The sequence below is a fragment of the Pseudoalteromonas sp. GW168-MNA-CIBAN-0100 genome, assembly GCF_040309225.1.
GTDB lineage: Bacteria > Pseudomonadota > Gammaproteobacteria > Enterobacterales > Alteromonadaceae > Pseudoalteromonas > Pseudoalteromonas arctica.
In genome coordinates this window covers 1-286 of sequence record NZ_JBEOOL010000441.1, presented here as the reverse complement: position 1 = coordinate 286, position 286 = coordinate 1, and the positions used below count along the sequence as shown (strand labels likewise).

1 pseudogene is annotated in these 286 nt (G+C 35.7%); it reads right to left on the bottom strand.

Annotated features, from left to right (window positions below):
• Window positions 1-286, bottom strand: a pseudogene (locus AAEY62_RS21865) (MFS transporter); the annotation flags it as partial.

The window sequence follows — 286 nt, the reverse complement described above, 5'->3', positions numbered from 1 at the left end:
GCCCTACACCTTTTACTTTGCCAAACATTAGTAATGTGAGCATAGAAACAATAAGTAATGCAAACATGGTTATTGTTAATAGCCGCAGGTATTTATCGATAAGTTTTATAGCTAAAAAAACAGAAATCATCGAACCTATACCAAAAAACAATAAAGCACTTTCAATCCCACCAGCTAAACCAATTTCCTCAACCAGGCTTGTAATGTAAACATAGGCACCATAATGTGCGGTTACACCAAGCAAGGTAAGCACAAGAATAACTAGTACAGCTGGATTTGTTAATAC